This window comes from Bacillus sp. HY001, from assembly GCF_007558965.1.
GTDB lineage: Bacteria > Bacillota > Bacilli > Bacillales > Bacillaceae_G > Bacillus_A > Bacillus_A mobilis.
This window is the reverse complement of record NZ_VLTE01000097.1, coordinates 24,942-44,081: the sequence shown is the minus strand read 5'-3', so window position 1 is coordinate 44,081 and position 19,140 is coordinate 24,942. Positions and strand designations below refer to the sequence as shown.

The following is a 19,140-nucleotide window of genomic DNA, read 5'->3' as shown; positions in this document are numbered from 1 at the left end:
GCTTTTTCCAAAGAAAAAAACGCTTTACCTTAAAGCGCCCCATAACGTTCATTTTTTCTCTTTTACTTGGTAAGAACAACTACAATCGCCCTCACACATGTTTGCTAACGTCTTTACATCTGCACCTGCAAATAAACGATTATACATCTCTTTTTCATCTTCACATACTTGCGGGAATCTCTCTGCAATTTCCTTTAACGGACAATTTTGTTTTTCAATTATGAAAGAGTTTTCTCCATCTCTCTTTATTTGAACCATATAACCATTTTTCTCTTGCATAGCTGCTATCTCTTGCACTTTATATGCTAAATTCTTTTGATTACTCACTCGCTTTTGCAACTGTTCTTCCATTCGCTTCGTTCTCTCTTTTAAAACGTGACGAAGTATTTTTTCATCACCCATCCGAGCTAAATCCTCTAGCATATCAATCGCAAATTGCTTATACTCCTTCGGGAATGTATCTTCTCCCTTTTCGCTTAATCCATACAAATAAGTTGGTCTTCCGACATGTTGCCTTACCATCTTGGAATAAATGAAACCATCTTTCTCAAGATTACTTAAATGTCTTCGGATCGCCATTTCTGTAATCTCTAAAACGTCAGCTAGTTCTGCTACTGTATGCTCTCCCTTTACTTTCAACAATTGCACAATTTCATCTTTCGTCGTACGTGCTTCCCCCATGTTTCAACCTTCTCCCTTTTCTTTCTCACATACAATATAAGATCCCCAAAAGATAGTCCCGGGGATCTTATAAGCATAATTATTCTGGTACAAATGCAGATACAGGTCCTAATTCCTTCTCTAAATAACTGCGAATATTTGCTGGGTATTTCTCTACCACGGCAATATGTTTTTGAATCGTCTTATATAATTCATCGTGATTCATTTGAATATAATCTTGCGTAAGCATTTTTCGAAGAAGAATCACTTCTTTCATGCCTTGTCCTTCTTCTGCACTTATCACTCGCTCGTCCATCAAAATATCGATAATATCTTCATAACTTCCTGGATCGCGCATAATAAATCCATCAATCATCGCATTCCCTACATCTAATACACTATCAATAATTAGATGAGTTATGCGTTCTAATGCGTAAAATTCAAACTCGGTTTCATATATCTTTTTCTCTTGAAATGTACTTGTTGCTCGTTCTAAACATACTAGCATTTGTTCTATTTTCTTTCTGTCTACAAAATACATGAATGTCACCTACCTGGAAATTAAAGCATTTACATTTTAATTGTAACGCTTTCTTCTGAAAAAATCGACAATTTTTCGAATTCACCTTTTCTCCGTTATTTGTTATAGTTATATTTGTATGATTTTTGAAATTGGAGGAATGGAATCTTGGAACGTGAACTCGCACTAGAAATTGTCCGTGTAACAGAAGCAGCAGCATTAGCATCCGCACAGTGGATGGGCCGCGGAAAGAAAAACGAAGCAGATGATGCAGCAACTACAGCAATGCGTGATATGTTTGATTCAGTAAACATGGCAGGTACAGTTGTAATTGGTGAAGGAGAACTTGATGAAGCACCGATGTTGTATATTGGTGAAGAACTAGGAACAGGTAACGGTCCAGAAGTAGACATCGCCGTTGACCCATTAGAAGGTACAAACATCGTTGCAAAAGGCCTTGCAAATGCAATGGCAGTTATCGCAATCGCAGATAAAGGAAACCTTCTTCATGCTCCTGATATGTACATGGAAAAAATCGCGGTTGGTCCAAAAGCAGCTGGTAAAATTAGCTTAGATGATCCAATTGAAAAAACAATTGAAATTGTAGCAGAAGCTAACAATAAAAAGATTCGCGATCTAACAGTTATCGTTCAAGAACGTGAACGTCATCAAGATATTATTGACCGTGTTCGTGCAAAAGGTGCACGCGTAAAATTATTTGGTGATGGTGATGTTGGTGCGTCAATCGCAACAGCACTACCTGGAACGGGTATTGATTTATTCGTAGGTATTGGTGGAGCTCCAGAAGGTGTTATTTCTGCAGCAGCATTAAAATGCCTTGAAGGTGAAATGCAAGCTCGCTTAGTTCCAATGAACGAAGAAGAAGAAGCTCGTTGTCGTGAAATGGGATTAGAAGACCCTCGTCAACTTCTTATGTTAGATGACTTAGTATCTGGGGATGATGCAATCTTCTCAGCAACTGGTGTATCTGCTGGTGAGTTATTAGACGGTGTGAAATTCCTTGGCGGAGATTTAGCTGAAACATATTCTATCGTTATGCGCTACAAAACAAGAACGGTACGATTCATTAAAACGCATCACCATTTAGATCATAAACCACACTTAAACTTAGATATTTAATAAAGGAGCCATGTGTATGGAAGAACGTTTCTTTCTGTACGACGATACAGTCGCTACAAGAACTCGTTTCGTTAGCTTTATGGGAGAAAATGAGCGTCATGATTTAGCGCTTTTATACTCCGATCGTCATTACGGTAAAACAATTGTCCTTGATATGCAGCGCAATAAATTTGCAATCATCGGTCCTGACGATTTAAACGAACCAGGCTACTTAGAGCATGCATTTTCTATGACTGAAGAAATTGCAGAAGAACTACGCTCATTTTTATTTGAACTTATATAATTTATCGTATGCACCAGCTATTTTAGCTGGTGTTTTTCCACTTTAAGTATTTTGAATTTTCAAACCAATATGTTATAATTAAGAATAAATCTATTTGGATAGAAAGGACGTTATCTACGTATGCCAACATTTACTTTGTAATGGACCAGCAATTGGATAGCATTACTCTCAAAAAAGCACCTCGCTTTTTCAAGGGAGTAGTCTGCCCATTCCCATTACAAAGGAACGTAACGCATCTGTAGTATGATGTTTACGGAGGTTCCTCTTTGGGGAACCTCCTTTTATTTTTATCTATTTCTCATGTCTTCATACTACAAGACATCCAAATAGCTGTATTACGTTTCTTTGCCACTACTATAAGAGGTGAAGAAAAATGCAGAAAGTACAACTTTCTTGGAGTTTATATGAAAATGAGCAAAACACAATCGAAAAGTATTGTAAAAATTGCAGACGCACTACCCTATTTACTGACACGAATATTCGTAGGCATAACGCCAATGGAAAAAATATATACCGCTTTGCCATTTACAAATGTCCAAAAGATCATACGTGGAATCAAAAACTTCGTATTTATAAAGCATTTACTGATCACGTTGAAACAGTCGATATGCCGCAGCAAGATCAAACAGAAACAACTACTACCATTTCCATTACGCAACATAAAGAAAACGGTATAGCCGAAATCACGATCGTATTAGATATCGTTTTCGGTTCACACCGAATGGATAAAGCTTTATCCACATATATTTCCGACTGGAGCCGTACACGTATTGTGGATAAAATTAAAAATGGGGATATTCAATTGAACGGGCAACACATGAAACCAAACGCACTACTTTCTGAAGGCGATTCTATTTCAATTTGTTTGTGAGCAAGTAAAAAAACCTCTTACAATCGTAAGAGGTTTTTTTATTTCTTCACTTTTCGTAATACGAAGTGTGCACAACCGAAGTTACAGTACTCGTATAAATACTCTGATAAAGTACTAATTTTCGTATCATATGTCGAACGTTGATTACTATCATCAAAGAAACCGCGCAATCTAAGTTGCTCATAACCCCAGTCCCCAACGATGTAATCATATTTATTTAAAATTTCTGCATAACGCTCTTTAAATGCTTCTTCACTAAAACCATCACGAAAGTTTTTAATTACTTCGTACTGAACATTATTAATGCTCACCGTAGCATGCATCTCTTGCTCTTGCTTTTGCTCCATCATTAACTTCCTCTCTAAGCATTCTTCTTTTTATCGTATCACAAAGCATACCAACCAACAATTTCAAATACAAAAAATTGAAAATTAGTGCATGCTATGGAGAAGGAGGTGATACATCGTGAAAAAACAAATTATACTCTCTCTCCTCACTCTTTCCTTATTTGCAGGCTGCCAATCAACGAATAAAGCCGAAATGGAACGTGAAGAAGGAAGCCGTGTTCTTGTTTCCAATAAAAACGACATGTATCATACGGAAAATACAAATACACGATTAACGAGAGTCGGTTATTCATCTAAACAAAAGCATGAAGTATCTAACAAACAAGTAGGAGCCATTAACCGTGAGAAAGTCGCTGAAATGATTACAAGCATGACAGTCAAACTTCCTGACGTTACAAACGCTGCTACGCTCGTTACCGATGATGAAGTATTTGTTGTATACCGTGCAAACACAACGGATCCAAAACTCGTAGCAGATCAAGTATATAAAGCTGCTTTGTCCATCGTCCCTCGCTATTATAAAGCATATGTATCAACAGACCAAAAGTTGATTTCTCAAATTCAAGGCCTTCAATCTGGCGCTTTAAATGATACAGAATATACACAGAGCCTCGACATGCTAAAACGAGAAATGAGTAAAAATCCTCATTTAAACAATACAGGGGATCAGACTTTGAGTGATATGATTAAAAAATAAAGAAGATGGAGAAAACCTCCACCTTCTTTATTTTTGACTATTTCTTACGATCCGCATAAACCTCCATCGCATCACACATAAACTGTGCTAATCCTTCGCCAAACTTATCAATATTTTTCGTGAAGCGCTCATCAGCGACGTACATTTGACCGAGTCCCTTAAAAGCATCTAATGAATATTCTCCGAAGTTTTGCAAGTAATCGTACCATACTCCTATTGCTTCCTGTGCCTCTTTAGAATCTGGTGCGTCGTGTCTAAGCGCCGCTAAATTTCTGTAAATCGTATTGAACTCTTCTTGATTATCTTTTGACATACCTTTCGCATATTCATTCGCTTTATCTACAGCTGCGTCTCCCCATCTTTCACGCGCTTCTTCTTCGTACGGATTATGGCTGAAATCGAAGCCTTCAAATTTCTCTTTGTTCGTCATTTCAATCTCTCCTTTTGTATGTTGAATTGTTTTATCAATCGTCGCAATCACTTTATCTAACCTGGCACGCTTTTCAATAAGCATTTTCTTATGAAGCTGTAGCGCTTCTTCTCGGTCAAATGATGGACTCATGATAATTTCTTTAATCTTCTTCAAAGGGAAGCCTAGTTCTCTAAAAAATAAAATTTGCTGCAATTTCTCTAAATTTTCATTGGAATACAGACGATACCCAGACTCTGTCGTCTCGTCTGGGGTTAACAACCCAATTTCATCGTAATGATGCAGTGTGCGCACACTAATTCCAACTAAATTAGCTACCTCTTTTACCTTCATTGTCATGTGTATCTCCCCCTTAGTACATACGATAAAGTATGACGCAACGTTAGAGTCAATAAGTACATTCATTTTTTGTTAAAAGTTTCATCTCCACTATATTTCATGCATAATAGATATGTACATATATTAGAAAGCGGTGAAAGTATGGTTTCAAATACTGTAATTGCCAGCATCACAATTCAACTTGTGCTTTCGATTCTGGTACCTATTATTGCGTTTGTTTATTTTCGTAAAAAATATCATATTAATTGGAAAGTAGTCGGCGTTGGTGTTCTTATTTTTATTGGGTTTACTCAAATTCTCGAGACACCGTTCCACCTATTTATGCGCGGAAATCCGGCAATCGCTCCAATTTTAGAAAATCCATTTGTCTTTGCGCTTTATGGCGGTCTAACAGCTGGTATTTTTGAAGAACTAGGTCGTTTCGTTGCCTTTTACTACTTATTAAAAAAATATCGTGAGTATACAGACGGTCTTGCATACGGAATTGGACACGGCGGTATTGAATCAATTTTAGTCGGCGGATTCGCCGGGCTTCAAAATCTTACCTTTGCAACATCGATTAACAACGGTAGCTTCGCTCAAATGGTTGATCAATATCCACAGTTAATCCACATTAAGGACTTGTTAATAGAGCAACCTGCCTATTTATACTTATTTGGTAGCCTAGAAAGAATTATGGCTCTTGTGTTGCAAATTGCCTTTACGATGCTTGTCTTATACGCAGTAAAACAGAAGAAATATATCTTCCTTGTTTACGCTATATTATTCCACGCATTTGTAGACTTTTTCGCGGCGCTTTACCAAACACAAACAATCAACATCTTCGTTGCAGAAGGAATCACCCTTCTCTTCACAATTGGTGCTATCATTCTTATTCGTAAAATGAAAGAGAACTTAATGAGTGTACCAGAGTAAAAAATAACCCACCAGTTGGTGGGTTATTTTTTATAAGGATTATCATAATGACGATAGTTTTTCCCCGCTTGCAGCTCCCTCTTTGTTTCTGCATCTATGACGATGTACTTATGAAACTCTTCTACTTCATTTTGAAAAAAGGACGCAAAAAAATAAACTTGGCGATCAGGGTGAATAAACGAATCTTGAAACACCACACTACCCCGACAACCAGCGGCTGTTTTTTGTAGGAAAGAAAATTCTTCATCAGGCACTTCTTTAAATAAGATCTTTTTTCGAACGCTATATGCTGCATTGTTGTATTCTTTATAGATTTTCTTATCTAACTGTTTATAAAATACATCTTCACTCACAAACGATTTATTTCGGTTGCTTGGATAATTTAATTTTGTATTCGATTCTGCATATGTTGTGGACAAGTGCAGAAAAAAACAAAGACTGAATATAATACATATCATTTTTTTCATAAGTGCACCTCAAATGTTCATTATCCACATTACTTTTCCACATAATTAAATCATTATGCCGTTTCCAATAAAGTGAAACTTTAATCAGTGGGGATTTTCTTCATCCCCCACTGATTATTAGCCCTCACCAATCGGACTTTTATGGGCAGTTGATCCCCCCTAACTTCTTTGCTTTCGCTGAATTTTGAGGTGGGGGTCTTACTGCCCATTAAAGCGGGATAAAAAGGAATTTTTTCCACATTTGTCGAAGTATATAGCGTCAACTTGAAAGATGGGGATGAATTATGAAGAAATTGATTGTAATACGACACTGTTCAGCAACTGGACAAGAACGTGATGCCGAATTAACGATTGCCGGAAAAAAACAAGCAAACACCCTTGCTACATTCCTCTTAGAAAACCAACTACAAATAGATCATATTATTTCAAGCCCATTTGTGCGAGCAATTGATTCTATCCGGCCCTATGCGCTCCAAGCTAACTTATCTATCCAAGAAGATGAACGATTAGCTGAACGCATATTAAGCGACGTTCCAATGGACGATTGGATGCAAAAACTAGAAACTACTTTTACAAATATAGATATTGCCTTTTCAGGCGGAGAGTCGACAAAACAAGCAACGGACCGTGCTATATCTCTTATCCAAGACGTTTTAAAATTAAATCATACTACAACAATACTCGTTACACATGGAAACTTACTTACGCTCATTTTAAAGCACTTTAATCATACGATTGGCTTTAATGAATGGCGAGCTTTAACGAATCCTGATATTTACGACATTACAATTGATAAAGAATGTACCCTAAAACGATTATGGGAAGCACCGTCCAAGTAATATCTCTTTCCAACACATTCAGTTGACGCCACGAGAAGAAACTGTACTAACAATAGAAAGGGGTATCACTCCATATGTACGAAGATGTACTTGCTTTACTACATAAAACAAATGCTTCTTACGAAAAGTTTGAACACGAACCAGTACTCGATTATGAAACAGATCGTATCGTACGTGAAAGGCTTGGCTTACACGGCACTCCAAGTAAAAGCTTATTTTTAAAAGCAAAGTCTGGAGATTATTACGTATTTTTTACGTTAGAGGGCACAAGGCTCAACCGAGGAGAGATGAAGGAAATAACAGGAGCAAGCTTATCTCTCTGTTCTCCTGATGAGCTAAGAGAAGAAACTGGCTGTACGCCAGGATGTGTCGCTCCTTTCGGTTATTCACAACATGTAACGATTATTGTGGATCGTGCAATTTATGCTTACGACAAAATTTTAATCACACCTGGTGTACCTGAATTTACAATTGAATTATCCACAGAGGAATTAAAGAAAATCTTATTAACATGCCCAAATGCTGTTTTAGAGTATAAGAAACAAGAGAGCTTATAATAGCTCTCTTGTTAATGTGCACCAGAACCTGACAAATTCAATACAACAACTCCGCCTATAATAAGTATTAATCCCGCTGCAGTTTGCCATGTAAAAGCATCTTTCCAAACAAATACACCAATGAGTGCTGTTAAAGCAGTTCCCACTCCTGCCCATATTGCATATGCCGTACTAAGTTGCATATGCTGCAATGATTTAGATAGGAAGAAAAATGCTGAAGCGAATCCAATTACTACCCCTATACTCGGTAACAATTTTGTGAATCCATTCGATACCTTTAACATTGATGTCCCGAATACTTCGCTTACAATTGCTATCGTTAAGAAGATAAAAGCTTTCACATTCATACTCCCCTTCTATCATTTTTAAAAGAAAAAAACTCCTTCCTAGTTTTAAACTAAAAAGGAGTTTTTTATTATTTTGCTTCTGCTGTTTTTTCTTTTGCAGAACGAACCTGCTCGTCCGCATGGTAAGAAGAACGCACAAGTGGACCAGCTTCACAGTGGCTAAAGCCTTTGCTAAGTGCAATTTCTTTAAGCTCTGCAAATTCTGCTGGTGGGTAATATTTAAGAACTGGTAAATGCTTCTTAGATGGTTGTAGGTATTGTCCAAGAGTTAAAATATCCACATTGTTTGCACGTAAGTCATCCATTGCTTCAATTAAATCTTCTCTCGTTTCACCTAAGCCCACCATAATGCTCGATTTAGTTGGAATATCAGGCTGCATTTCTTTCGCTCGACGTAAAAACTCTAATGAACGGTCATATTTTGCTCTAGCGCGAACTCGGTTAGATAATCGACGTACTGTTTCAATGTTATGGTTTAAAATATCTGGTTTTGCATCCATTAACATTTTTAAGTTTTCTTCTACTCCACCCATATCAGATGGTAATACTTCGATTGACGTAAATGGATTTTTACGACGTACAGCGCGTACTGTTTCAGCAAAAACAGCTGCTCCTCCGTCTTTTAAATCATCACGTGCAACCGCTGTTATAACAACGTGCTTTAAGCCCATCTGTACTACAGAATCTGCTACGCGTTCTGGCTCTTGTAAATCAAGCTCAGTTGGTAAGCCTGTTTTAACCGCACAAAAACGACAAGCACGTGTACAAACCGCACCTAAAATCATAAATGTTGCTGTTTTTCTTACAGCCCAGCATTCATGAATATTCGGACATTTCGCTTCTTCACAAACTGTATGAAGATTCTTAGAACGCATCATTTTCTTTAAGCCTGTATAGTTTTCATTCGTGTTTAACTTAATTTTCAACCATTCGGGCTTGCGCTTATATTCTGTTTGTTTTGTCATGGTTATCAACTCCGCACAATATGAAATAGTTTACCGTGTTCGCTTCTTTCAATGTAACATATCTATTCTAACGTATGAAAGCGATTTGCTCAAATGAAGATTCTAAGATTTTTTCCAATCGTTCCCTATAATGAAATACTCCGTATATCCCACACTAAAAAGAGTGATGTTGTGAAAGGAGTCTATTTCATGCTTCGAAAAATTTCTCTTTTGCTTTCGATTTGCTTTCTTCTCCACCAAAACATCGCTTACGGTGAAGATAATCAGCAAAGCATATACGAAAAGCGCATGGCACTATATAAAGAAACCGAGCAATCTTCAGGCATTCCGTGGTATTACTTAGCTGCAATGGATCAATACGAAAGAAATATACGGAGCGTAAGAAAAGATATTCCGAAAAAACCAGATGCCATCATTTCCCTTTATTTCAAACCAGAAATATGGGCTGGACCCGTTAATGGTAACGACACTCTCCCCCATACAATTTCTCTATTTGGCGGATTAGGTTTAGATGGTGACAAAGATGGATTTGCAAATGCAAATAACGACCGTGATCTTTTGCATACAGCAGCAACGATTTTAAAGAAACAAGGAACGTCCGAAGACCGTGTTCACATTATGCTTTGGGAATATTATAGACGTGCGAAAACAGTTGAATTAATTACCGAATACGCCCAAATCTATAAACATTATGGACGTATTAATTTAGAAGGAAATGCTTTCCCACTTCCAATTCGTAGCGACCATAGCTACCGTAGTACTTTTGGCGCTGGAAGAAGTTTTGGGGGAAGAAGAGTTCATGAAGGCACTGATATTTTTGCAGGCTATGGCGTACCAGTAAGATCCACTTGCTATGGCATCATTGAAACAAAGGGCTGGAACCGCCTTGGCGGATGGCGCATCGGTATTCGTGACCTTCATAACAATTACCATTATTACGCTCATTTAGGCGGATTCTCAAAAGAAATACAGCTTGGACAAATTGTCGAACCAGGAAAAGTAATCGGATTTGTCGGTAGCACCGGTTACGGACCTCCCGGCACAGCGGGAAAATTCCCTCCTCACTTACATTTCGGCATGTATAAAGACAATGGTTATACAGAATGGGCTTTCGATCCATACATGCATTTAAGTCTTTGGGAGCGAAAAGAACGCGCGAATACAAAACGATAACCGTAGCAATATGCTACGGTTATTTTTTATATTCGGCTAACTATCCGTTTTCTTTTTATCAGGTACAACAACACTCCCGCTTCCGTAATAAGTAGGCACTTCCCCTTGAACAATGCGCGTTGCAATCGGAACATCTTGTTTTACTTTTATTTCTTTCGTATGGAATGGAATAATCACTTGTAACGTGACTTCCATCTCCATAATAATTTGAATCGCTGTCGTATTGATTCCGTGCGGTTCAATTTTTTGTTTAATATCTGTATTCACATGACCAATCGTCGTGAAATCAATTGGAATATCAGGTCCTATATTTCCAAGAAGCGCATTATCCGTTACACGACCAAAAGGAACTGCCATCGTTGCTCCATTTTTTTCAGAAATACCTAGCCCCTTCAAATCACCTTGTTCTACTTGCTGTAAATATTTTTCTATGTATGTGGTCGTTGACGTTACGATTTCATTTACTTGCTTCGTATTTAAATTAATTGTGGATACTTTCCCGTTTTTATCATTTTGTACTTTCATTAATGAATCGACATCAAAACCTTCATTAATTCTATCTTTTACCGCCTTCGTCATAATCGCTGTCGCCATTTTATGCGTCTCTACTTCTCCATATTTAAGTAATGTCGGCTGAATGCTACTATTCACAATCCATAATCCTTGCACGAGTAATATAACAAAAAGAATAAACGACATAAGCAGTATATGCCGAAAGGAAATAGGCCCCCTTCGAAACCGCGAATTTTTCGAACGAAATATACTCATAAAAAAACCTCCTTCTTATATCATTTCTATGCAAGAAGGAGGGACGATATATGCTTATCTCATTTTTAATAATGCTTCTTTTCCGATTGTGCCGGCCGTAATACCTAAAGCTTCGGCTTCAATCGTTACTGATTCTAGCGGTGCTTCAAGAAGTTGTTCAATCGTTCTTACACCAACCGCGCGGCCAGCAATAATACCTCGATCCCCTAACTTCTCATTTAAAAGACCTACATCTAATGCACCACACATAATATATCCTTTATCGCTCATTACAGCTAGCAAATTTGTCTTTGGAAGTTTGACGCTAACCGCAATAAACGTATAATTATCGATTATAATTGGCTCCACATTAACCATAGTTCACACTCCTCTCTTTCTTATCTGTATGACAAGAGAAAAATGAGTGTTACAAGTAACTAGCCTATAGTTTAACGGAAGATGTATGAGTTATCAACACGTCTGTTAACACATCTCTGAGTAACTCTGGCATATAATATTGTTTGTCAGAAAGTGTGGATAGCTCTGGGTATAAGTAGCCGAATGTAAACATATCAATCGTTCCTACTGTATATACACGATCTAATTCCAGCGATTCCCCGTTAATCAATACATCTTCGAGTAAAATTTTATTCCCAGGAATCGTATCTGGAATGACCTCGACACCAGCGTAAATCATTTTCCCCATCACTTTCCCGCGAAATCCAAATCCTTTTACCTCAAGATTCTCCATATTTGGACGGCGCGCTTTCAAAATAACTTCTCGTAACGTTTTCCCTGGTACTTTTAATAAGCATGGATTAATGGGATGTGGACAAATTCTGTGAATATCTCCGCGCGTCACAACACCTTCATTTAATCCCTCTAATAGCACACCAGCGTTCACCATTCCAATTTCTGCACCACACCACGTTTTCAGCGCATTTGCTAACATGCGCGAAAATGATGTCTCCTGAAACCAATCGACCGGTAATGCTTCCTTTAAATGAACGACAGGCTCGGCCATAATCTGTTTACTTTCTTCCTGCAGCAATTCAATTGTGGATAACGGTTTGCTATAAGCACCTAAACGGTCTGTCTTAATCGCTCTACCGTCCTTTTTCAACAGCTTCTTCGTCTCTTTATCCACAGTAAGCTGAACGTGCCCAACGTAACGTCCCCACTTCTCACAACAACAAAGTAACGTATTATTCATCAGAACACCACGCTCAAATAAATGGTGCGTATGTGCACCTAAAATAACATCTATATCATAATGCTCCGCCATATACTCATCCATGCTTTTTCCAAGGTGAGAAAGGACAACCGTAATATGAGCTTCATCTCGCACTTCTTCTAAAATAGACTCTAAATGGATAAGCGGATCTTCAATATGCCAATCGAGCATATGATAAAACTCTGGATACGCTACCGTTAATCCGATAAAAGCAATCGTAATCCCATCTGTCGTTGTATGTAATTTATAAGGCTTTGCCCACTCCGGACGTACCCCTTCTTTTTCAAATAAATTCGCGACGAGCACCTCAAATCCAGCATCATCATATAGACGATTCAAATGCTCCTTCGCTAACGTAATTCCTTCATTATTTCCGATTGTTACATAATCATATAGCGCCTCATTCAAAAGCTCCGTATTGCCAAGTCCATTCGTCGCTTCCGAAATACTATGAAAACGATCCACATGATCGCCGATATCAACCGTCAAAACGGTCTCTCCCGCTTCCTGTCTTCGCTTTTTCTCTCCTTGTACAAACCGAGAAATTTGCGGCCAATTTTCAAAATGACTATGTATATCGTTTGTATGATAAAGGTGGATGATTGTTTCTTTATTTATATTCAGAGAAAAAACCTCCTCTCAGTTCCTTACTGCCATTTACGCTACGCGTACGCAATAATCCTGTAAATACTTTTCGTCTTTTCTTGCTATTTTACATTGTACTCGCATTGAGGGAAAAAGCAAAAGATTGCCCTTTTTGATAGGAAAACTTTTTCTAGTTTGTGGAAGGGTTTTAGGTGGGGGAGGTGTTTTTTTGTGGTTGGGGTTCGGGAGGGGGGGGATTTGTCAAAAAGTTTAACCGAGTTTTTTATGTTTGTTTTTCTGAGTGGTTTAGCGAGCAATTTGGTGGATTCTCCAATGGGGTTTGTCAGTATCTTCGCCTTACTTCCAGTCGTTCTCTTTTCATATAAAATGTTGCGGGGTATATGAAGAATTTCTTTTGTCTTACTTTGTCAATAAGTCGATATTCCTTGTCGAATCGTCGATATATTGAAATAATCGCCGATATATTCCGAGTTATCGTCGATATATTTGAAAAATCGCTGATATATTTAACTGAACACCCACCTGGGTATCCGACCCTGAACTAACCTAAACTGAACCCAACCCAAGCACAACATAAAAAAGCGCCCTGCATAGCAGGGCGCTTCCACTTTATATATTATCCAGTTCCAGCGGCTAGAATGTTCGGTGGCTTCACTTCTTCCTATGAGGCAAAAAGCGCCTCTACGTCAGAAGCTCCATCCCCCTCACATTCTGAACGAGCCGCTTCCACTTTAATTAAATATTAACCAATAGAACCTTCCATCTCAAACTTGATTAGGCGGTTCATTTCAACTGCGTATTCCATTGGAAGTTCGCGAGTGAATGGCTCGATGAAGCCCATTACGATCATTTCTGTAGCTTCTTGCTCAGAAATACCGCGGCTCATTAGGTAGAATAATTGTTCTTCTGATACTTTCGATACTTTCGCTTCGTGCTCAAGTGAAACGTAATCGTTTTTGATTTCGTTGTAAGGAATTGTATCAGATGTAGATTGGTTATCCATAATTAACGTGTCACACTCGATGTTAGAGCGAGAGTTTTTCGCTTTTGGTCCGAAGTGTACGATACCACGGTAAGTTACTTTACCACCATGCTTCGCAATCGATTTAGAAACGATTGTTGAAGACGTGTTTGGTGCTAAGTGAATCATTTTCGCACCAGCATCTTGGTGTTGGCCTTTACCAGCAATCGCGATAGATAATGTTAAACCACGAGCGCCTTCGCCTTTTAAGATAACTGCTGGGTACTTCATCGTTAATTTAGATCCGATGTTACCGTCAATCCATTCCATCGTTGCGTTTTCTTCACAAACCGCACGTTTTGTAACTAGGTTGTATACGTTGTTCGCCCAGTTTTGGATTGTTGTATAACGGCAATATGCATCTTTCTTAATGATGATTTCTACTACCGCACTGTGAAGTGAGTTAGTCGTGTAAACAGGTGCTGTACAACCTTCTACGTAGTGTACGTGTGCGCCTTCGTCTACGATGATAAGCGTACGCTCGAATTGTCCCATATTTTCAGAGTTAATACGGAAATACGCTTGAAGTGGTGTATCCACTTTAATACCTTTTGGAACGTAGATGAATGATCCACCAGACCAAACTGCAGAGTTTAATGCAGAGAATTTGTTGTCTGTTGGTGGGATTACTTTTCCGAAATGCTCACGGAAAATATCTTCGTTCTCTTTTAATGCGCTATCTGTATCTTTGAAGACGATTCCTAGAGCTTCTAGGTCTTCTTTCATGTTGTGGTATACAACTTCAGATTCGTACTGTGCAGATACACCAGCTAAATATTTTTGCTCAGCTTCTGGAATACCTAATTTATCAAATGTTGCTTTAATTTCATCAGGCACTTCATCCCAAGACTTCTCAGATTTCTCAGATGGTTTTACGTAGTACGTAATTTCATCGAAATCTAAGTCGTTTAAGTCGCCGCCCCATTGTGGCATTGGCATTTCATAGAACTTATCCAGTGATTTTAAACGGAAGTCTAACATCCACTGTGGTTCTTCTTTCATACGTGAAATCTCTTCAACGATCTCTTTTGTTAAACCGCGTCCAGCACGGAAAATCGAAACGTCTTTGTCTTTGAAACCATATTTATAATCGCCGATATCTGGCAGTTGCTTCGCCATGTTGGTGTGTCCCTCCTTAGATAACCTCGTTTTTAGGAACCTTTAACATTACTTATCTTCGTTTAAGCCCTTTTCTAACGCTTTCCACGCTAATGTTGCACATTTAATACGTGCCGGGAACTTGCATACGCCTTGTAATGCTTCAATATCTCCTAAATCAATGCTGTCATCGTACTCTTTTCCTAGCATCATGTCAGAGAAAATTTTAGAAAGCTGAAGTGCCTCTTCAATTTTCTTACCTTTTACTGCTTGTGTCATCATGGAAGCTGAAGACATTGAGATGGAACATCCTTCTCCTTCAAACTTCGCTTCTTGCACAATACCTTCTTCTACTTTCATCGTAAGTTGAATACGATCGCCGCAAGTTGGATTGTTCAAGTTAACTGTAACACTATCTTCTAACACGCCATTGTTACGAGGATTCTTATAATGATCCATAATAACTTGACGATATAACGTATCTAAATTATTAAATGACATTTGTGAAATACTCCTTTGTCTTAATTAGCGATTCAACAAATGTATCAATTTCTTCTTTTGTATTATATAAATAGAAGCTCGCACGTGCTGTAGAAGAAGCTTTCAGCCACTTCATAAGCGGTTGTGCACAGTGGTGTCCTGCGCGAACCGCAATGCCTTCTACATCTAATACTGTCGCTACATCGTGAGGATGTACGTCTTCAATGTTAAATGTAACAAGACCAGCGCGATGCTTTGGACCATAAATTGTAACGCCATCTACTTCTGATAGTCTTTCTAAAGCATATTGCGCTAATTCATGTTCATGCTTTTCAATATTATCAAGACCGATTTCTTCTAGGAAATCAATTGCCGCTCCAAGTCCGATTGCATTACCGATAATCGGTGTTCCTGCTTCAAACTTCCACGGAAGCTCTTTCCAAGTAGATTCTTGTAAATCTACGAAATCAATCATTTCACCGCCAAATTCAATTGGCTCCATATTGTTTAGCAATTCTTTTTTACCATATAATACGCCGATACCTGTAGGTCCGCACATCTTATGAGCAGATAATGCGTAGAAATCACAGTTCAAATCTTGTACATCCACTTTCATATGAGGTGTACTTTGTGCACCGTCAACGACCATAATTGCGCCATTTTCGTGTGCGATTGCTCCGATTTCTTTTACAGGGTTAATCGTTCCAAGCACGTTTGAAACTTGCATAATAGAAACGATTTTTGTATTCGGTGTAACTGTTTGACGAACATCTTCTAAAGAAATTGTACCGTCTGGTTGAAGCGGAAGGTATTTTAAAGTTGCACCAGTTTTCTTCGCAACTTGTTGCCACGGAATGATGTTACTATGGTGCTCCATGTAAGAAATAACGATTTCATCGCCTTCTTTTACATTTTCAAGACCATAGCTAGCCGCTACTGTATTTAATGCAGTTGTCGTTCCGCGCGTGAAAATAATCTCTTCCATTGATTTCGCATTAATAAACTTGCGAACTTTCTCGCGTGCACCTTCATACGCGTCGGTAGCTTTCGTACCGAGCGTATGAACACCGCGATGCACGTTAGAATTATATTCTTTATAGTAACGTTCTAACGTTTCAATGACTTGAATTGGTTTTTGAGAAGTTGCTGCACTATCGAAATATACAAGTTGTTTGCCGTTCACTTTTTGATCAAGAATTGGAAACTGTTTGCGTATTTCATGAATATTCATTAGCGAACTTTCCTTTCAATTACCTCAACAAGCTGTGCTTTTACTCCTTCAATTGGAAGCTCATTTACTACAGGTGCTAAGAATCCATGGATGACTAAACGTTCTGCTTCGCGTTTTGGAATACCACGGCTCATCAAGTAGTATAATTGGTACGGATCTACGCGGCCTACTGAAGCTGCGTGACCTGCCATTACATCATCTTCGTCGATTAAAAGAATTGGGTTTGCATCCCCACGAGCTTTCTCATCTAACATAAGAACGCGAGAAGATTGTTGTGCATTTGATTTAGATGCACCGTGTTCAATCTTACCAATTCCGTTAAAGATAGATGTTGCACTATCTTTTTGTACACCGTGTTTTAAAATCCAACCTTCAGAGTGTTTACCGAAGTGAACAACTTTAGTTGTAAAGTTTTGTGTTTGGTTACCACGGCCAATTGTTACTGTTTTCGTATCAGCATATGAACCGTCGCCCATTAAGTTTGTAACGTTCTCTGAAATTGTGTTTCCGTCATTCATAAGGCCTAAAGCCCAATCAATGCGGCCGTCGCGTCCTACAACACCGCGGCGGTTAACGTAAGTTGTTACGTCTTTTGCTAATAGATCAACCGCACCGAATTTCACTTGTGCGCCTTGTTCCACGATTACTTCTGCTACGATATTTGCAATACCTTTAGCATTTTCATTTGCAACGTAGTTTTCTACATAAGTTGCAGTACTGTTCGCATCAGCTACGAATAATACGTGGTTATATACGTTAGCTTCTTCGCCGTCTACTAAGAATACAGCTTGAAGTGGAGTTTCAAGAACAACGTTTTTCGGAACATATACGAATGCACCGCCGTTGATTAATGCAGCATGAAGTGCAGTTAAACGATGCTCGTCTACTTTCACGCCGTCTTTCATTAAATACTTTTGTAATAGTTCAGCATGCTCTGTTGCAGCTGTTACGATGTCTGTAAAAATAACACCTTTTTCTTTTGCTTCGTCTGCTAAAGAAACGAATGCAGTTGTACCAGTACGTTGTACCAATACGCTGTTATTTTCATCGATTAAGTTTTTCACTGCTTCTGGAAGCTCTGTTAAAGAACTTACAGGCTCTTGCTTAGCAGCGTCGCCTTTTCCGATAAAGTCCCATTTCTCAATTTTCGTTTTATCAGGCGTTGGCATTGGAAGTTCAGTTGCTTGTGCAAGAGCTTGTAAGCGGAACTCAGTCAACCAAGCAGCTTCGTTTACTTCGCTTGCGCGTTGACGGATTGTTTCTTGATCGAAAGGTAATGTACCGATTGTCATGTTTATGCTCCTCTCTTACGCTTCTTGCTCTGTTGTTTCGTCTTCAATACCTAATTCTTTTTTAATCCAGTCATAACCTTCAGCTTCTAGACGTTGTGCAAGCTCAGGGCCACCAGATTTAACGATACGACCGTTCATCATAACGTGAACGAAGTCTGGAGTGATGTAGTTTAATAAACGTTGGTAATGCGTAATCATTAGGCAACCGAACTCTTCGCCGCGCATTTGGTTAATACCTTTAGATACAACTTTTAATGCATCGATATCAAGACCTGAGTCGATTTCATCTAAGATTGCGATTTTTGGCTCAATCATCATTAATTGAAGAATTTCATTACGTTTTTTCTCTCCACCAGAGAAACCTTCGTTTAAGTAACGTTGTGCCATTTCTGGATCCATTTCTAGGAATTCCATGTTTTTATCTAATGTACGGATAAATTTCATAAGAGAAATTTCATCGCCCTCTTCACGACGTGCATTAATTGCAGAACGTAAGAAGTCAGCGTTTGTTACTCCGCTAATTTCACTTGGATATTGCATTGCTAGGAATAGACCTGCTTGTGCGCGCTCGTCTACTTCCATTTCTAATACATCTTCACCGTCGATGATGATGCTACCTTCTGTTACTTCATACTTTGGGTGACCCATAATCGCAGAAGATAAAGTTGATTTACCTGTTCCGTTAGGTCCCATAATTGCGTGGATTTCTCCACCTTTTACTTCAAGGTTTACACCTTTTAAAATTTCTTTGCCATCAATTGATACGTGTAAGTCTTTAACCGTTAATGTAGAACCAGCCATCTCAATACCTCCATTAATCCTATATATACATTTTAAAAATTCCTAAAACGTTCATATTCTCATTTTATTCTCATTCTAAT

General features: G+C 38.5%; 23 protein-coding genes. 8 read left to right on the top strand and 15 right to left on the bottom strand.

Features of this window, described 5'->3' with window-relative positions:
* Positions 1-48: 48 nt before the first annotated feature.
* Together FOT98_RS27920 and FOT98_RS27915 are read right to left on the bottom strand one after the other, a co-directional pair.
* Positions 49-681, bottom strand: coding sequence for a helix-turn-helix transcriptional regulator (locus tag FOT98_RS27920; RefSeq protein WP_063260515.1), 633 nt, complete (start codon positions 679-681; stop codon positions 49-51).
* Between the two features lie 79 nt (positions 682-760).
* Positions 761-1,201, bottom strand: a complete 441-nt coding sequence (locus FOT98_RS27915) for a DUF86 domain-containing protein (protein WP_061678031.1) — start codon at positions 1,199-1,201, stop codon at positions 761-763.
* Between the two features lie 147 nt (positions 1,202-1,348).
* On the opposite strand from FOT98_RS27915, the gene glpX reads away from it, so the two are divergent.
* From glpX to FOT98_RS27895, 3 genes are all read left to right on the top strand, one after another.
* On the top strand, positions 1,349-2,320 hold the full coding sequence (gene glpX / locus FOT98_RS27910) for a class II fructose-bisphosphatase (protein ID WP_000439090.1): 972 nt from the start codon (positions 1,349-1,351) through the stop codon (positions 2,318-2,320).
* 16 nt (positions 2,321-2,336) lie between these two features.
* Entirely contained in the window at positions 2,337-2,603 is a 267-nt protein-coding gene (locus tag FOT98_RS27905) for a DUF3055 domain-containing protein (protein ID WP_000392615.1), read from the top strand.
* Between the two features lie 373 nt (positions 2,604-2,976).
* A complete protein-coding gene (locus FOT98_RS27895; RefSeq protein WP_063260514.1) occupies positions 2,977-3,474 on the top strand; it encodes a hypothetical protein in 498 nt (165 codons plus the stop codon).
* Between the two features lie 38 nt (positions 3,475-3,512).
* Here FOT98_RS27895 and FOT98_RS27890 read toward each other — a convergent pair whose 3' ends face one another.
* A complete protein-coding gene (locus FOT98_RS27890) occupies positions 3,513-3,824 on the bottom strand; it encodes a YutD family protein (protein ID WP_002003766.1) in 312 nt (103 codons plus the stop codon).
* A gap of 115 nt (positions 3,825-3,939) precedes the next feature.
* On the opposite strand from FOT98_RS27890, the gene FOT98_RS27885 reads away from it, so the two are divergent.
* Complete coding sequence (locus FOT98_RS27885) at positions 3,940-4,518, top strand: YhcN/YlaJ family sporulation lipoprotein (RefSeq protein WP_063260513.1); 579 nt, start codon at positions 3,940-3,942, stop codon at positions 4,516-4,518.
* Positions 4,519-4,555: 37 nt separating this feature from the next.
* On the opposite strand, the gene FOT98_RS27880 is transcribed toward FOT98_RS27885, so the two are convergent.
* Positions 4,556-5,287, bottom strand: coding sequence for a MerR family transcriptional regulator (locus tag FOT98_RS27880; protein ID WP_063260512.1), 732 nt, complete (start codon positions 5,285-5,287; stop codon positions 4,556-4,558).
* 99 nt (positions 5,288-5,386) lie between these two features.
* Here FOT98_RS27880 and FOT98_RS27875 point away from each other — a divergent pair, with 99 nt between their 5' ends.
* Positions 5,387-6,202 (top strand): YhfC family intramembrane metalloprotease, encoded by an 816-nt coding sequence (locus FOT98_RS27875; RefSeq protein ID WP_063260551.1) that lies wholly within the window; start codon positions 5,387-5,389, stop codon positions 6,200-6,202.
* A 23-nt stretch (positions 6,203-6,225) separates the two neighbouring features.
* On the opposite strand, the gene FOT98_RS27870 is transcribed toward FOT98_RS27875, so the two are convergent.
* Positions 6,226-6,669 carry a hypothetical protein gene (locus FOT98_RS27870; protein ID WP_063260511.1) on the bottom strand — a complete coding sequence of 148 codons (444 nt, stop codon included), beginning with the start codon at positions 6,667-6,669 and terminating at the stop codon, positions 6,226-6,228.
* A gap of 284 nt (positions 6,670-6,953) precedes the next feature.
* Here FOT98_RS27870 and FOT98_RS27865 point away from each other — a divergent pair, with 284 nt between their 5' ends.
* Together FOT98_RS27865 and FOT98_RS27860 are read left to right on the top strand one after the other, a co-directional pair.
* Positions 6,954-7,508 carry a histidine phosphatase family protein gene (locus FOT98_RS27865; protein WP_063260510.1) on the top strand — a complete coding sequence of 185 codons (555 nt, stop codon included), beginning with the start codon at positions 6,954-6,956 and terminating at the stop codon, positions 7,506-7,508.
* 74 nt (positions 7,509-7,582) lie between these two features.
* Positions 7,583-8,065 carry a YbaK/EbsC family protein gene (locus FOT98_RS27860; RefSeq protein WP_063260509.1) on the top strand — a complete coding sequence of 161 codons (483 nt, stop codon included), beginning with the start codon at positions 7,583-7,585 and terminating at the stop codon, positions 8,063-8,065.
* Positions 8,066-8,076: 11 nt separating this feature from the next.
* Here the strand turns inward: FOT98_RS27860 and FOT98_RS27855 are convergent, their stop codons facing one another.
* Both FOT98_RS27855 and lipA read right to left on the bottom strand, forming a co-directional pair.
* Entirely contained in the window at positions 8,077-8,406 is a 330-nt protein-coding gene (locus FOT98_RS27855) for a DMT family transporter (RefSeq protein WP_063260508.1), read from the bottom strand.
* 74 nt (positions 8,407-8,480) lie between these two features.
* A complete protein-coding gene (lipA, locus tag FOT98_RS27850) occupies positions 8,481-9,377 on the bottom strand; it encodes a lipoyl synthase (RefSeq protein ID WP_000166375.1) in 897 nt (298 codons plus the stop codon).
* A gap of 189 nt (positions 9,378-9,566) precedes the next feature.
* Here lipA and FOT98_RS27845 point away from each other — a divergent pair, with 189 nt between their 5' ends.
* The gene (locus FOT98_RS27845) at positions 9,567-10,550 is read left to right on the top strand and encodes a M23 family metallopeptidase (RefSeq protein ID WP_061678025.1); all 984 of its coding nucleotides are present in this window, start codon (positions 9,567-9,569) and stop codon (positions 10,548-10,550) included.
* A gap of 36 nt (positions 10,551-10,586) precedes the next feature.
* Here the strand turns inward: FOT98_RS27845 and yunB are convergent, their stop codons facing one another.
* The 8 genes from yunB to sufC form a co-directional block, all read right to left on the bottom strand.
* Positions 10,587-11,318, bottom strand: a complete 732-nt coding sequence (yunB, locus tag FOT98_RS27840) for a sporulation protein YunB (protein WP_063260507.1) — start codon at positions 11,316-11,318, stop codon at positions 10,587-10,589.
* 54 nt (positions 11,319-11,372) lie between these two features.
* A complete protein-coding gene (locus tag FOT98_RS27835) occupies positions 11,373-11,675 on the bottom strand; it encodes a YunC family protein (protein WP_000248463.1) in 303 nt (100 codons plus the stop codon).
* A gap of 64 nt (positions 11,676-11,739) precedes the next feature.
* Positions 11,740-13,131, bottom strand: coding sequence for a bifunctional metallophosphatase/5'-nucleotidase (locus tag FOT98_RS27830; protein WP_080467535.1), 1,392 nt, complete (start codon positions 13,129-13,131; stop codon positions 11,740-11,742).
* Positions 13,132-13,879: 748 nt separating this feature from the next.
* Positions 13,880-15,277 (bottom strand): Fe-S cluster assembly protein SufB, encoded by a 1,398-nt coding sequence (sufB, locus tag FOT98_RS27825; protein ID WP_001118824.1) that lies wholly within the window; start codon positions 15,275-15,277, stop codon positions 13,880-13,882.
* A gap of 48 nt (positions 15,278-15,325) precedes the next feature.
* Positions 15,326-15,757 carry a Fe-S cluster assembly sulfur transfer protein SufU gene (sufU, locus tag FOT98_RS27820; protein ID WP_000009525.1) on the bottom strand — a complete coding sequence of 144 codons (432 nt, stop codon included), beginning with the start codon at positions 15,755-15,757 and terminating at the stop codon, positions 15,326-15,328.
* The gene (sufS, locus tag FOT98_RS27815; protein ID WP_001020767.1) at positions 15,747-16,967 is read right to left on the bottom strand and encodes a cysteine desulfurase SufS; all 1,221 of its coding nucleotides are present in this window, start codon (positions 16,965-16,967) and stop codon (positions 15,747-15,749) included. Before sufS ends, sufU begins: the two co-directional genes overlap by 11 nt.
* Positions 16,967-18,259 (bottom strand): Fe-S cluster assembly protein SufD, encoded by a 1,293-nt coding sequence (gene sufD, locus FOT98_RS27810; protein WP_000152177.1) that lies wholly within the window; start codon positions 18,257-18,259, stop codon positions 16,967-16,969. Before sufD ends, sufS begins: the two co-directional genes overlap by 1 nt.
* Positions 18,260-18,274: 15 nt before the next feature.
* Complete coding sequence (sufC, locus tag FOT98_RS27805; protein ID WP_000929163.1) at positions 18,275-19,060, bottom strand: Fe-S cluster assembly ATPase SufC; 786 nt, start codon at positions 19,058-19,060, stop codon at positions 18,275-18,277.
* Between the last annotated feature and the right edge of the window lie 80 nt (positions 19,061-19,140).

What these genes read in the sequence shown, in the direction of transcription:
- FOT98_RS27920 (WP_063260515.1), bottom strand. Translation starts at nt 681, where the DNA reads ATGGGGGAAGCACGTACGACGAAAGATGAAATTGTGCAATTGTTGAAA.
- FOT98_RS27915 (WP_061678031.1), bottom strand. Translation starts at nt 1,201, where the DNA reads ATGTATTTTGTAGACAGAAAGAAAATAGAACAAATGCTAGTATGTTTA.
- FOT98_RS27905 (WP_000392615.1), top strand. Translation starts at nt 2,337, where the DNA reads ATGGAAGAACGTTTCTTTCTGTACGACGATACAGTCGCTACAAGAACT.
- FOT98_RS27895 (WP_063260514.1), top strand. Translation starts at nt 2,977, where the DNA reads ATGCAGAAAGTACAACTTTCTTGGAGTTTATATGAAAATGAGCAAAAC.
- FOT98_RS27890 (WP_002003766.1), bottom strand. Translation starts at nt 3,824, where the DNA reads ATGATGGAGCAAAAGCAAGAGCAAGAGATGCATGCTACGGTGAGCATT.
- FOT98_RS27880 (WP_063260512.1), bottom strand. Translation starts at nt 5,287, where the DNA reads ATGACAATGAAGGTAAAAGAGGTAGCTAATTTAGTTGGAATTAGTGTG.
- FOT98_RS27875 (WP_063260551.1), top strand. Translation starts at nt 5,387, where the DNA reads ATGCATAATAGATATGTACATATATTAGAAAGCGGTGAAAGTATGGTT.
- FOT98_RS27870 (WP_063260511.1), bottom strand. Translation starts at nt 6,669, where the DNA reads ATGAAAAAAATGATATGTATTATATTCAGTCTTTGTTTTTTTCTGCAC.
- FOT98_RS27865 (WP_063260510.1), top strand. Translation starts at nt 6,954, where the DNA reads ATGAAGAAATTGATTGTAATACGACACTGTTCAGCAACTGGACAAGAA.
- FOT98_RS27860 (WP_063260509.1), top strand. Translation starts at nt 7,583, where the DNA reads ATGTACGAAGATGTACTTGCTTTACTACATAAAACAAATGCTTCTTAC.
- lipA (WP_000166375.1), bottom strand. Translation starts at nt 9,377, where the DNA reads ATGACAAAACAAACAGAATATAAGCGCAAGCCCGAATGGTTGAAAATT.
- FOT98_RS27845 (WP_061678025.1), top strand. Translation starts at nt 9,567, where the DNA reads ATGCTTCGAAAAATTTCTCTTTTGCTTTCGATTTGCTTTCTTCTCCAC.
- yunB (WP_063260507.1), bottom strand. Translation starts at nt 11,318, where the DNA reads ATGAGTATATTTCGTTCGAAAAATTCGCGGTTTCGAAGGGGGCCTATT.
- FOT98_RS27835 (WP_000248463.1), bottom strand. Translation starts at nt 11,675, where the DNA reads ATGGTTAATGTGGAGCCAATTATAATCGATAATTATACGTTTATTGCG.
- sufB (WP_001118824.1), bottom strand. Translation starts at nt 15,277, where the DNA reads ATGGCGAAGCAACTGCCAGATATCGGCGATTATAAATATGGTTTCAAA.
- sufU (WP_000009525.1), bottom strand. Translation starts at nt 15,757, where the DNA reads ATGTCATTTAATAATTTAGATACGTTATATCGTCAAGTTATTATGGAT.
- sufS (WP_001020767.1), bottom strand. Translation starts at nt 16,967, where the DNA reads ATGAATATTCATGAAATACGCAAACAGTTTCCAATTCTTGATCAAAAA.
- sufD (WP_000152177.1), bottom strand. Translation starts at nt 18,259, where the DNA reads ATGACAATCGGTACATTACCTTTCGATCAAGAAACAATCCGTCAACGC.
- sufC (WP_000929163.1), bottom strand. Translation starts at nt 19,060, where the DNA reads ATGGCTGGTTCTACATTAACGGTTAAAGACTTACACGTATCAATTGAT.